The organism is Citrobacter amalonaticus, assembly GCF_018323885.1.
GTDB classification, from domain to species: Bacteria; Pseudomonadota; Gammaproteobacteria; order Enterobacterales; family Enterobacteriaceae; genus Citrobacter_A; species Citrobacter_A amalonaticus.
Window position 1 is genome coordinate 55,780 of the sequence record NZ_AP024585.1, and the last position, 11,591, is coordinate 67,370.

Annotated in this window: 12 protein-coding genes; 10 read left to right on the forward strand and 2 right to left on the reverse strand. The window is 54.8% G+C overall.

What is annotated here, in order from left to right; all coding sequences use genetic code 11:
- The 9 genes from KI228_RS00270 to nlpA all read left to right on the forward strand — a co-directional run bounded on the left by KI228_RS00270 (window position 1) and on the right by nlpA (window position 8,920).
- On the forward strand, window positions 1-417 hold the full coding sequence (locus KI228_RS00270) for a GNAT family N-acetyltransferase (protein WP_042323429.1): 417 nt from the start codon (window positions 1-3) through the stop codon (window positions 415-417).
- Window positions 418-520: 103 nt separating this feature from the next.
- Window positions 521-3,319 carry a transcriptional regulator DagR gene (gene dagR / locus KI228_RS00275; RefSeq protein WP_042323426.1) on the forward strand — a complete coding sequence of 933 codons (2,799 nt, stop codon included), beginning with the start codon at window positions 521-523 and terminating at the stop codon, window positions 3,317-3,319.
- Window positions 3,320-3,537: 218 nt separating this feature from the next.
- Window positions 3,538-3,963 carry a PTS sugar transporter subunit IIA gene (locus KI228_RS00280; protein ID WP_042323424.1) on the forward strand — a complete coding sequence of 142 codons (426 nt, stop codon included), beginning with the start codon at window positions 3,538-3,540 and terminating at the stop codon, window positions 3,961-3,963.
- A gap of 11 nt (window positions 3,964-3,974) precedes the next feature.
- Window positions 3,975-4,460 (forward strand): PTS sugar transporter subunit IIB, encoded by a 486-nt coding sequence (locus tag KI228_RS00285; protein ID WP_042323421.1) that lies wholly within the window; start codon window positions 3,975-3,977, stop codon window positions 4,458-4,460.
- Window positions 4,461-4,483: 23 nt separating this feature from the next.
- Window positions 4,484-5,233, forward strand: coding sequence for a PTS mannose/fructose/sorbose/N-acetylgalactosamine transporter subunit IIC (locus KI228_RS00290; protein WP_042323417.1), 750 nt, complete (start codon window positions 4,484-4,486; stop codon window positions 5,231-5,233).
- A complete protein-coding gene (locus KI228_RS00295) occupies window positions 5,230-6,090 on the forward strand; it encodes a PTS system mannose/fructose/sorbose family transporter subunit IID (protein ID WP_212807529.1) in 861 nt (286 codons plus the stop codon). Before KI228_RS00290 ends, KI228_RS00295 begins: the two co-directional genes overlap by 4 nt.
- A 3-nt stretch (window positions 6,091-6,093) precedes the next feature.
- Window positions 6,094-7,203 carry a D-glucosaminate-6-phosphate ammonia lyase gene (gene dgaE, locus KI228_RS00300; protein ID WP_042323413.1) on the forward strand — a complete coding sequence of 370 codons (1,110 nt, stop codon included), beginning with the start codon at window positions 6,094-6,096 and terminating at the stop codon, window positions 7,201-7,203.
- A complete protein-coding gene (gene dagF / locus KI228_RS00305; RefSeq protein ID WP_042323411.1) occupies window positions 7,190-7,933 on the forward strand; it encodes a 2-dehydro-3-deoxy-phosphogluconate aldolase in 744 nt (247 codons plus the stop codon). Before dgaE ends, dagF begins: the two co-directional genes overlap by 14 nt.
- Before the next feature lie 168 nt (window positions 7,934-8,101).
- On the forward strand, window positions 8,102-8,920 hold the full coding sequence (gene nlpA / locus KI228_RS00310; protein WP_042323409.1) for a lipoprotein NlpA: 819 nt from the start codon (window positions 8,102-8,104) through the stop codon (window positions 8,918-8,920).
- Window positions 8,921-8,947: 27 nt separating this feature from the next.
- Here nlpA and KI228_RS00315 read toward each other — a convergent pair whose 3' ends face one another.
- Complete coding sequence (locus KI228_RS00315; RefSeq protein ID WP_042323407.1) at window positions 8,948-9,850, reverse strand: carboxylate/amino acid/amine transporter; 903 nt, start codon at window positions 9,848-9,850, stop codon at window positions 8,948-8,950.
- Between the two features lie 192 nt (window positions 9,851-10,042).
- On the opposite strand from KI228_RS00315, the gene KI228_RS00320 reads away from it, so the two are divergent.
- A complete protein-coding gene (locus KI228_RS00320) occupies window positions 10,043-10,558 on the forward strand; it encodes an anti-virulence regulator CigR family protein (RefSeq protein WP_042323404.1) in 516 nt (171 codons plus the stop codon).
- A 95-nt stretch (window positions 10,559-10,653) separates the two neighbouring features.
- Here KI228_RS00320 and KI228_RS00325 read toward each other — a convergent pair whose 3' ends face one another.
- Window positions 10,654-11,541 carry a LysR substrate-binding domain-containing protein gene (locus tag KI228_RS00325; protein WP_042323402.1) on the reverse strand — a complete coding sequence of 296 codons (888 nt, stop codon included), beginning with the start codon at window positions 11,539-11,541 and terminating at the stop codon, window positions 10,654-10,656.
- Window positions 11,542-11,591: the final 50 nt, after the last annotated feature.

Sequence of the window (11,591 nt, forward strand, 5' to 3'; positions counted from 1 at the left end):
ATGCAGATACAGATTACCGATACCGTTACCGAAGACGATCAAAACGCACTGCTCACCGGGTTGCGTGCCTACAATTTCCAGTTCCTGAAAACGAGAAATTTTGGCGTTCTGGCGGTGTACTGGCGTGACGAGCAACAGAAAATCCGCGGCGGGCTGATTGGCAAAATTAAAGGGGAATGGCTGAGCATTGATTTTTTATGGATGCATGAATCCCTGCGTAAAGGCGGTTACGGCAGCCAACTGATCCAGGCCGCAGAGCACGCTGCTCGTGAGAGAGGTTGTCTGCATGCGCTGGTCGATACCCTGAGCTTTCAGGCGTTGCCGTTCTATCAGAAGAACGGTTATCAACTGCAACTGACCCTCGATGACTTCCCGGAAAAAGGGGCCGCCAGGCATTATTTATCGAAAACATTTTGATGACCGGACGGATTCACTATGACGTCTGGACGTCGATTCACTTTCTTGCATAGCAGAATAGTGTATGTTCTGAACAATCATTTAATTCTTAAGCGGTAAAGAGATGAGACGGATTGAGATCGTACTGGGAGAGCTTGAAAGGCTGACGCGTGGGCTGGATCGTGCCGATTTGGCGCAGGAGACGGCATTCACGGCGGAGGCGATTGGCTTTAACCTGGGGCTGGCGCGCAACTCGGTCAGTAAAGATCTCAATCAGCTGTGGAACGATGGTCTGGCGATAAAAAGCCGGGGACGTCCGGTGTTTTTCCTGCACAGACAGACGCTGGAGACGTTGCTGGGGCGCAAACTGGAGAGTAGCGAGCGCGAGGTGCGCTCGGTGGCCGACCTGCTTCCGCAAGCGGAAAATACGGGCGGTGACGATCCTTTCACCGGCCTGATTGGCTACGATCGCAGCCTGCGTGACGCGGTTGAAAAAGGCCGTGCCGCCGTGCTCTATCCACAGGGCCTACATGTGCTGCTGACCGGTCCGTCCGGCGTGGGGAAAACCTTTTTTGCCGAGCTGATGCACCGCTTTGCCTGCGAACAAGCCGCCGGTTCTCCGCCGCCGTTGGTCTACTTTAACTGCGCAGAGTACGCCCATAACCCGGAACTGCTTTCTTCGCACCTGTTTGGCCATCGTCAGGGGGCATTTACCGGCGCAAACGAGAATAAACCCGGTCTGGTCGAACAGGCGGACGGCGGTTATTTGCTGCTCGACGAAGTACACCGCCTGCCGTACGAAGGACAGGAAAAACTGTTCTCCATTCTTGATAAGGGGGAGTACCGTCCGCTGGGATCCAGCGCCACGGCGCGTCCAATCTCGGTTCGTCTGATTTGCGCGACCACGGAACCGGTGAGTTCATCGCTGTTGCGTACGTTCCAGCGACGAATTCAGGTGAGCATCGACTTGCCGGGAATCCGTCAGCGATCGATTGAGGAACAGGTAGAGCTGATCGTTGGTTTTTTGCAGCGTGAAAGTCGCAAAATCGAGCGCACGGTCAGCATCGACAAGACGCTGTTGCTCTGGCTGTTGAACAAACCGCTGGAGGGTAACATTGGTCAGTTGAAGAGCGATATCCAGTTCCTGTGCGCCCAGGCGTGGGCGTCGGGGATGACGGAACATAACGACACCCTACAACTGGATAAACGACTGGCGGAGATACCGTTCCATGCCACGCCGGAACAACGTTTGTTGGTCGACGCGCTGTTTGAAGGAAAAGAGCGGCTGAACATTGATGCGCGTACGTTGCCAGCGCTGAAAACCTCACTGGCGACCGGGGCGGAAATCGAAGAGAGCGATCTCTTTTACAGCTTCCTGACCCGTGAATATGTCAATCTGCGCAACAGTAATGTCCCGCCGGCGGAAACGCTGGCCATCCTGAAAAACAAGCTCAGTTCAATCTTCGAATATGGCCTCTACAGCCGTGATAGCGTGGCGCATCCGCCGCGCTATGGCGATCAAATTGAAGAACGCGTGACGCTGCTGATCGGCTGCGTGGAGCAGGTGCTGGGCTTTACGCTGCCGGAAAATCTGGTGAATCCGCTGCGCAAACATTTCCTGGCGCTGATTGGCTATGTCCAGCGCGGGCTGATTCCGCAACTCTATTCTTCCAGCCTGATCCTCGACCGCTGTAAAGACGAATACGATAATGCCACGCTGCTGTGTCGGAAAATCAATGAGCTGCTGCATATTCAGTGCCCGGCGACGGAAGTGGTCTGGCTGTGTCTGTTCCTGAAAGAGTGTCGTCACTACCGCCAGCGCATTGATGCCAGCCCGGACTGCGGGGTGATCCTCGTCGCGCACGGCGCAACCACCGCGACCAGTATGGCGCAGTACGTTAACCGTGTACTGGAACGCGATCTGTTCAGCGCGGTCGACATGCCGTTTGAGCAGTCGGTGCATGACACGCTGGAGACGCTGACCCAGATTATTCAGACCCAACGCTATCAGCGGCTGATCCTGATGGTCGACATTGGTTCTCTGGTGCATTTCGGCAGTACGATCAGCAAGTTATTTCAGATAGACGTGCTGTTAATGCCCAACATTACGCTGACCAGTCTGCTGGAGGTCGGTCTGGATTTAAGCTACGAAACCAGCGATTTACCCCAGCTTGCGGCGCTCATGCAGAGCAAAAACATCCCCTGTCAGCTGTGTACCCCGCAGCAGGAAAACGGCGGCAAAGTGCTGGTCGTCTCCTGTATTACCGGCATGGGGACGGCGGAAAAGATTAAAAAAGTGCTTGAGGAGAGCTTTGGCGAACTGATGTCGCAGGACACGCGAATGGTGATCCTCGATTACAACGACGTGCGCAGCCTCGAACGTGTCCAGCAGGCGTTGAATGCCAATGAGCGGCTGGCGGGAATTGTCGGTACTTTCCAGCCAGGGCTGCCGGATATTCCGTTTATCTCGCTGGAAGAACTGTTCTCTGAGCAGGGGCCAGAACTGGTGTTAAGCCTGCTGACGCCAGATCTCTCCAGCGCCGAACGTCGTCTGGAGATGGAGCGCAGCGCCATGCGCTTTATCAGCGCGCTGACCATGGAGAGCATCATTAACCATATTTCGGTGCTCAATCCGCAGCGCATTCTGAAGGAGATGGAGGGTGTACTTAACCATCTGACGACCACGCTTTCTCTGAAACCGAGTCGCCAGGTGACACTACGCTTCCTGATCCACTGCTGTTGCATGGTTGAGCGTATCGTGATCAACCGTAAACCGTTACAGATGGCGCTGGAAAACAAACCGAATCTCGATCCCCGCGCGTTTAGTGTCATTAAATCTGCGTTTCTGCCCATTGAAGAGGCCTATGCCATCCGTTTATCGGATGCGGAATATTTTTATATCTACGAACTTCTTTATAGCTGATCCCTTAACGGGCGAGGCGTTGCGCCTTGCCCGCTCACCTTTCCCTCTCGCGTGACACAAATACTGGCACAGCCCTTGCTCTTACTTTGATGAGTTTTGCCGGATGGCGGCATAAATGCCTTATCCGGCCTACAAAAGCACTATCCGTAGGCCTGATAAGCGAAGCACCATCAGGCGTTGTAAGTCTCATATAAACGTAGCTGCGCCAGGAGGCCATTTTGACTACCACTCAACCGTTGCCCGAAATTCTGCTGCTCACTCATGGTGGCTGGGGACAACAGCTCTGTAACAGCCTGCGCATGGTGATGGGCGAAATTAAAGGCGTGACGGAAATTGCGCTGATGCCCGTCGATACGCTGGGCGAGTTTTATCAGCGTGTCGAGGACGTGGTGAAAACCATGCCGGACGGCTCGCTTATTCTGACCGATTTTGTTGGCGGCACGACGTCCAATGTGGCAGCGCGGCTAAGCGTGGATTATCCGATTGCGGTCGTATCCGGGTTGAACGCGTCGCTACTGCTGGAAGCGCTGGACAGACGTGAACACGGCTCCCTGACCACCTGCGTCAGTGAACTGGTGGAAGCCGGGCGCAGCAGTTGCCTCGACGTTGTCGCTCATGTCCGTCAATTACAACAATCACAATAAGGAAAATCATCATGGCAAACATCGTGTTATGTCGTATCGACAGCCGACTGATCCACGGACAGGTGGTGACGAAGTGGGTCGGGCAGTCCCAGGCCAACCGCATTGCGGTGGTCAGTGACGAACTGGACGCCGATCCATTTATGAAAAACATCTACCTGATGGCCGCGCCGCCGAACATCAAAGTGGATTGCTATAGCAACCAGAGTTTTGCGGCCTCCTGGAAAGAGAACCAACTGGGCGACGGCAATGTGCTGGTGCTGTTCCCTTCCCTGGCGGCGATTCAACAGGCCGTACAACAGGGATTTGATGTCACGACCATTCAGGTTGGCGGTCTGGGTGGCGGACCAAACCGCAAAGCAGTATTCCAGAACATTACGCTCGATGAAAAAGACGTTGGCATTCTTAACGACCTGAAAAGTCGTGGGATTCAGGTGTTCTTCCAGACTATCCCGGAAGATAAACCGCAGTCGCTGGACGATATCCTGAAAAAATTCTAATTCTCTGATAATGGGATAACACTATGGATACCTTAGTTTTTGCAAGCCTCATGGGGTTGTATTACTGGTTTGCCCGCTTACGCCTTGGCTACACCTTCTCTGCCATGCTGCTACAGCCGGTGGTGGTGGCCGTCTTTGTCGGGCTACTGCTTGGCAACATGCAGACGGCGATGATCATCGGCGCGGGGATGCAGCTCGTTTATCTCGGCGTGACCTCAACGCCTGGCGGTAACGTGCCGTCAGATCCGGCACTGGCAGCCTGTATCTCAATTCCAATCGCAGTGAAAGCCGGGATGGATCCGAACCTGGCGATTGCCCTGGCGATCCCCTTCGGCGTGATCGGCGTTTTCCTCGACCAGCTGCGTCGTACCCTTAACGCGGCCTGGGTACATATGGCCGATAAGCACGCGGAAACGGCGAATATGTCGGGCATCATGCGCTGTGCATTCCTCTACCCGGCGTTGCTTGGACTGGCGCTGCGTTTCCCGGTGGTGTTTGCCGCGAACTACTTCGGTCAGGACGTGGTGGAAAGTTTCCTCAAACTGATGCCGCACTGGCTGACCCACTCCTTTGAAATCATGGGCGGGATCCTGCCGGCGCTGGGCTTCGCCATCACCATTATGGTGATCGGTAAAAAGAGCCTGCTGCCGTGGTTTATCGGCGGATTCTTCGCGGTGCTGTACCTCAAGGTGGACATCATGGCGATGGCGATCTTCGGTACCTGTGTGGCCTTCCTGATTAAAGGTCTGGCGAAAAATGAAGGAGCAGCATGATGAGTAGCGACGTAATGCAGCATGAACTGGTTGAACGCGCACGGACAACCGGGGCGTTAACCAAAGCAGATATCACCAAAGCATGGTTTATCTACTGGCTGGGCGCGGAGGTATCTAACTCTTATGAACGTCTGCAAAGCCTGATTTTCTGCGCCTCGATGACGCCGATCATCAAAAAGCTCTACCCACAAAAAGAGGAGCAGGTGGAGGCGCTAAAACGTCACCTTAACTTCTTCAACTCCGAACAAACTTTTGGCGCGGTGATCCAGGGGATTTCCATTGCCATGGAAGAGCAGAAAACGCGCGGCGAGCCGATCAGCGATGCCTCGATTACCGGGATTAAAACCGGTCTGATGGGCCCGCTGGCTGGGATGGGCGACTCCATCGTATGGGCGGCCGTTATGCCGCTACTCATCGCGATTTTCATTCCTTTCGCCGCTAATGGCAGCGCGTTTGGTGGTATTGCACCGCTGATCCTCTATCCGGCGATCACGCTGGCGATCAGTTACGGCCTGATCCACAAAGGCTACACCCTGGGGCGTGATTCTATCGTCGGGCTACTGCAAGGGGGGCGAATCAAAGAACTGATCTACGGCGCGAACGTGCTGGGGTTGATCATGATGGGCGCGCTGTCGGCAAGCTACGTCAAGATCACTACGCCGTTGAAAATCAGTGCCCTGAAAGGTTCTGAAGTGGTGGTGCAGCAGATTTTTGACTCCATCGCGCCGGGCCTGCTGCCGCTGGCGGCGGTGTTTGCCATCTATATCTTTCTGGTGAAGAAAGGGCCGCGATACACCACCATTCTGCTGTCGATTGTGGCGCTTAGCGTGGTTTGTTCGCTGCTGGGAGTGTTGTAAGTCATGACACAGAATATCTATCAACAGCTGGGGCTAAAACAGGTGATTAACGCCTGCGGCAAGATGACGATTCTTGGCGTCTCCAGCGTCGCGCCCCAGGTGATGCAGGCCACTGCGCGGGCGGCCTCCACCTTTGTCGAAATCGACAAGCTGGTGGATCGTACCGGTGAGCTGGTTTCCCGCTATACCGGCGCGCAGGACAGCTATGTCACCTCCTGCGCGTCGGCGGGGATCGCCATTGCCGTTGCCGCCGCCATTACCCGCGGCGACCCGCTCAGAGTAGCGCTCATGCCGGACAGTAGAGGAATGGCTAACGAGGTGGTGATGCTGCGCGGTCATAACGTGGACTATGGCGCCCCCATCACCAGCGCTATTCGTCTGGGCGGCGGGCGCGTCGTGGAGGTCGGGGCGAGCAATCTCGCGGCGCGTTGGCAACTGGAAAGCGCAATTACGGACGAGACCGCCGCGCTGTTGTATGTGAAATCGCACCACTGCGTGCAGAAAGGCATGCTCAGCATTGACGACTTTGTGCAGGTTGCGCAGATCCACAATCTGCCGTTGATTGTCGATGCCGCTGCCGAGGAGGATTTACACGCCTGGGTGGCGAGCGGGGCGGATATGGTTGTCTACAGCGGAGCGAAAGCCTTCAATGCGCCAACCTCGGGGTTTATCACCGGCAAGAAACCGTGGATTGCCGCCTGTAAAGCGCAGCATCACGGTATCGCCAGAGCGATGAAGATAGGCAAAGAGAACATGGTCGGGCTGGTATATGCGCTGGAAAATTATCACCAGGGGCAGACCGTGGTGACCGCCGAACAGTTACAACCGACCGCGGAGGCAATTTCGGCCATCCGCGGGCTGACCGCCGATATTGAGCAGGACGAAGCCGGGCGCGCCATCTGGCGCATTCGCGTTCGGGTTGATGCGCAGACGCTCGGTCTGGACGCGCGTGAAGTCGAAGCCCAACTGCGGGGTGGCGATATCGCCATTTACGCACGGCGCTATAACCTCCATCAGGGCGTTTTTAGCCTCGACCCACGCACGGTCGCTGAGGGGGAAATGGCGTTGATTGTGGCGCGACTCAAGGAGATAGCAGAACATGCAGCAGATTAATTTTTATCGTCAACGTGTGGCGATTAACGTGCTGGCGAAAGATATCGCTAACGCCAGGGAAATCTATGACGCCGCTGAGGGACATGCGGTGATTGGCATCCTGTCCGCGCAGTTTTCGTCGATCGACGAAGGCGTTCAGGAAGTAAAACGCTGGATGGCGGACGTTCCCTCGATTTCCGTGGGCCTGGGGGCGGGCGATCCGGCGCAGTATTACAAGGCGGCGATGATTGCATCACAGGTCCATCCGGCGCACGTCAACCAGACCTTTACCGGGAGTGGTTTTGCCGCCGGCGCGCTGGCGGCGACGGGAGGTGAACAGACCCACATCAATGCGCTGGTTAGCCCGACGGGTACGCCGGGCGAGGTGCTTATCTCTACTGGGGTCAGCAGCAGCCAGGGTACGCCGGCGCGCGTCTCCTGTGATGCCGCCGTGCGGATGATGCAGGATATGGGGGCGCACGCGGCGAAGTTCTTCCCAATGGGCGGTGAAAAGTCGCTTTCTGAGCTGTACGTGCTGGCAACTACCGCAGCTCGTAACGGCATGACGCTGATCGAGCCAACGGGGGGCATTGATGTGGAAAACTTTGGCGTCATACTGCAAACCTGCCTGGAGGCAGGCGTACCACGCGTAATGCCGCATTTATACACCTCAATTATCGACCCACAAACCGGCAATACCCGACCTGAGGATATCGTCCGATTAATGGAGATCGTGAAAGCATTGGTCTGAACCGAATGGCGCTGCGCAGGGTTAGCGCAGCGCCATCGGCATTTTTTAATATTCCCGCTTTATGCTTTTTTCTTCTTATTGATACCTTTTCGTTTTTTAAACCGCAGCGCCCTTCCCGCTATAGTCATTTCATTACTCATCAGGCGGTTATTTCAAAAGGATAAAAACGTGAAATTGACGATACCTCATTTACGGACAGGGGCAGCGGTACTGTTGGCAGGATTGTTGTTGGCCGGTTGCGACCAGCAGAGCAGCGATGCAAAGCACATTAAAGTCGGCGTGATTAACGGCGCTGAGCAGGATGTGGCGGAAGTCGCCAAAAAAGTGGCGAAAGAGAAGTATGGGCTTGATGTTGAACTGGTCGGTTTCAGCGGCTCGCTGTTGCCGAACGATGCCACCAATCACGGTGAACTGGATGCCAACGTTTTCCAGCATCGTCCGTTCCTTGAGCAGGATAATCAGGCACACAACTATAAGCTGGTCGCGGTGGGGAATACCTTTGTCTTCCCGATGGCCGGTTATTCGAAAAAAATCAAAACGGTGGATCAACTGAAAGACGGCGCGACGGTGGCGATCCCGAACGATCCTACCAACCTCGGGCGTGCGCTGTTGCTGTTGCAAAAAGAGCAGTTGATTACCCTGAAAGAAGGAAAAGGTTTACTGCCGACGGCGCTGGATATTACCGCCAACCCGCGTCATTTACAGATTATGGAGCTGGAAGGGGCACAACTGCCGCGTGTACTGGACGACCCGAAAGTTGACGTGGCGATTATCAGCACCACTTACATTCAGCAAACCGGGCTTTCTCCGGTTCACGACAGCGTGTTTATCGAAGATAAAAATTCGCCGTATGTGAACATCCTCGTGGCGCGGGAAGACAATAAAGATGCGGAAAATGTGAAGGAATTTCTGGCCTCTTATCAGTCACCTGAGGTCGCCAAAGCGGCAGAAACGATCTTTAACGGCGGCGCGGTGCCGGGTTGGTAAGAGTGACCGTTGCCGCACCGGAGTCTGTCAGGCAGCTCTGGCGCGGCGGCGGGAATCCATTGAGATCAACACCACGGAAGACAGAATCAGCAGCGTGCCCAGCCAGTCCGGCAGGGTGAAGGTAATCCCCAACAAGAGCAACGACAGCAACGCGCTGCTCAGCGGTTCGGCGCAGCTTAAAATGCTCGCTTTCGGCCCACCAATCATCTGCGCCCCTTTCAGATACAGGCTGAACGTCAACGACGTGCCGATCACCACCAGATAAAAAAACGCCAGAATCAGGCTGCCATTGACCACAAAATCTGTGCCCTCACCGGCGTAAAACGGCAACAGGATCATCCCGCCGATTAACATACTCCAGCCGACAATCGGCAAGGTGCCGTAGCGCGCAATCAGCGTTGACGGGTAGGTGGTGTAAAACGCGGCGGCAAACGCTGAGGCAATCCCCCAGAACAGCGCGGCGGGTGAAATAGACAGTGAGGTCGGGTTGCCGTGCGTGACCAGCAAAAAGGTGCCGATGAGCGAGGTGAGGATTGCGGTCAGCACCAGCACGCCGGGACGGGCCTTACGCACCAGCGCGAACCACGCCACGATGATCGTTGGCGACAGAAATTGCAGCACCGTGGCAGTCGCGGCGTTAGATTTTTCGATGGTCAGCAGGAAGGTGAGTTGTACCGTCAGCGCGCCGACGACAGAAAAAATCAGCAGGCTCAGGGCGTCTTTGCGGTTTTTGAAAAGGGAAAAGATTTTGTCGCCGTGAACCACGGAGAGCATCAGCAGAATTAAGCCAGCAAATATCAGACGCGTCATGGTCAGAAATTGCGACGACATCTGGCTTTGCTCCATGATGTACTGCGCGCAGACCCCTGAACTTCCCCATAAAACGGCGGCAATCAGGACATTCAGCATCCCTCTTCTGGTGGACCCCATGTTTTCCTCGGCTTTGTTTTTTGGACGTTATTTGCAGGCATGATAACAGATAAGACAGAAGCGTTTCCCTCGCCATAACAGGTTGTTTATTCACGGTCTGCATGCAAATTCGAATCCAGGAGTTTTTGACATTGCGCGGGGGATGGCGGCGTTCTATTGTCAAAATGAAACTTCAGCAGGAAGGAACACATCATGGGTAAGCGTCGTGGTTTAACGGCTGTGCTGGCCACTCTGGTTTCTCTCTCTCTGTTTGCCGCGCCGGTTATGGCAAATCCGGGAAATGGCAACGGAAATGGTCATGGCGGCGGTCAGGGCAACAGCAGTGGCAACCAGGGGAATAAAGGTAACCAGGGGAACCATGGACAAAAAGGAAATCCGGCCCAGAAAAACAACGGTTCTTCCGATCATCGTAAAAATTACGGCAAACCCGATCACGTCGAGTCTGACATCAGTTTCGCGACAGCGCGTCATCTGGCGGTGAACTACGGCCTGACGGGATATGATTCTCTGCCTCCGGGAATCGCGAAAAACCTGGCACGAGGAAAACCGCTTCCTCCGGGGATCGCGAAAAAGGCGGTTCCGGCATCGATGCTGGGAGAACTCCCTTACTATCCGGGCTATGAGTGGAGAATCGTTGGGGATGATTTAGTGCTGATAGCGCTGAGTACCGCAGTGGTAACCGCAATTATCAACGGTGTGTTTGATTAATATCTTTTAAAGCCGGGGAAATCTCACCGGCTTTTGCATCAGAACGCAACGTTAACACCAATCATCGTGAAAGAATCGCACGTGCGTTGGCTTTTTTATTCACCGCGTAGGATCTGGCGGAAATGGGATACCAACGGGCGTTGATTGGCTTTATGCCAGGCAGCCCATAGTTGCGTGGAATAATTCATCCACGGCAATTCGCGTAATACCACGCCCTCCGGCGCATTGTGACGCAGGCTATGTTGAATTAATGCCAGACCTAATCCTGCAGCGACCAGACCTAATGCTGTCAGCGGTTCACCAGCTTCTAAACGAATATCGGGATTAAACCCGGCTTTGACACAGGCCGCGACAAAATCATCACGGGAATGGGCATCGTCATTATGAATAACGGCAATCCACTGCTGGTTGGCAAGCTGTGTTGCGACAAGGTTTTCTTCCTCCGCCAGCGGATGATTTTGCGGTAAGGCCAACAGCATGCGATCGTCCAGAACCTGAATGTATTCCAGATCCTGTTCACTGTCTGTGGGCGGTGTATCGACCAGTGAAAAATCGAGGCTGCGCTGGCGCAAACCTTCAATCTGGGTAGCCGGTGGCTGGCTGTAAAGCGCGATATGCACATCCGGGCGCGATAAGCGTAACGTACGCAACGCCGTAGAAAGCACGCCGGAATGCATGGCGTTTTCAATATAGCCAATACACAAGCCTCCATCTTCACCGCGTCCCAGACGTTTACCCAGTGATTCCAGACGATTGGCATGCGTCAGCAATGAGCGCGTTTCGGCGAGGAATGTCTGCCCATCAGCAGTCAGTCGGATACGTTGTTGATTGCGCTCAAACAGCATCAGTCCCAGGCGCTCTTCCAGTTGCGCAATCTGGCGGCTGAGCGGCGATTGCGAGATATGCAGTCGCTCAGCAGCACGTCCTACGTGCTCTTCTTCTGCGACCACCACGAAGTATTTCAGTTGGCGTAAATCAATCATGTCAGACCTCAAAGGACTTAAGTTAGACGAATTATGTCCTATCAAGTCAC

Bases quoted from the DNA above. Each gene is read 5' to 3' on its own strand.
- KI228_RS00270 (WP_042323429.1), top strand. From the start codon at position 1: ATGCAGATACAGATTACCGATACCGTTACCGAAGACGATCAAAACGCA.
- dagF (WP_042323411.1), top strand. From the start codon at position 7,190: ATGCAGCAGATTAATTTTTATCGTCAACGTGTGGCGATTAACGTGCTG.
- KI228_RS00285 (WP_042323421.1), top strand. From the start codon at position 3,975: ATGGCAAACATCGTGTTATGTCGTATCGACAGCCGACTGATCCACGGA.
- KI228_RS00325 (WP_042323402.1), bottom strand. From the start codon at position 11,541: ATGATTGATTTACGCCAACTGAAATACTTCGTGGTGGTCGCAGAAGAA.
- KI228_RS00290 (WP_042323417.1), top strand. From the start codon at position 4,484: ATGGATACCTTAGTTTTTGCAAGCCTCATGGGGTTGTATTACTGGTTT.
- KI228_RS00315 (WP_042323407.1), bottom strand. From the start codon at position 9,850: ATGGGGTCCACCAGAAGAGGGATGCTGAATGTCCTGATTGCCGCCGTT.
- dagR (WP_042323426.1), top strand. From the start codon at position 521: ATGAGACGGATTGAGATCGTACTGGGAGAGCTTGAAAGGCTGACGCGT.
- KI228_RS00295 (WP_212807529.1), top strand. From the start codon at position 5,230: ATGATGAGTAGCGACGTAATGCAGCATGAACTGGTTGAACGCGCACGG.
- KI228_RS00320 (WP_042323404.1), top strand. From the start codon at position 10,043: ATGGGTAAGCGTCGTGGTTTAACGGCTGTGCTGGCCACTCTGGTTTCT.
- dgaE (WP_042323413.1), top strand. From the start codon at position 6,094: ATGACACAGAATATCTATCAACAGCTGGGGCTAAAACAGGTGATTAAC.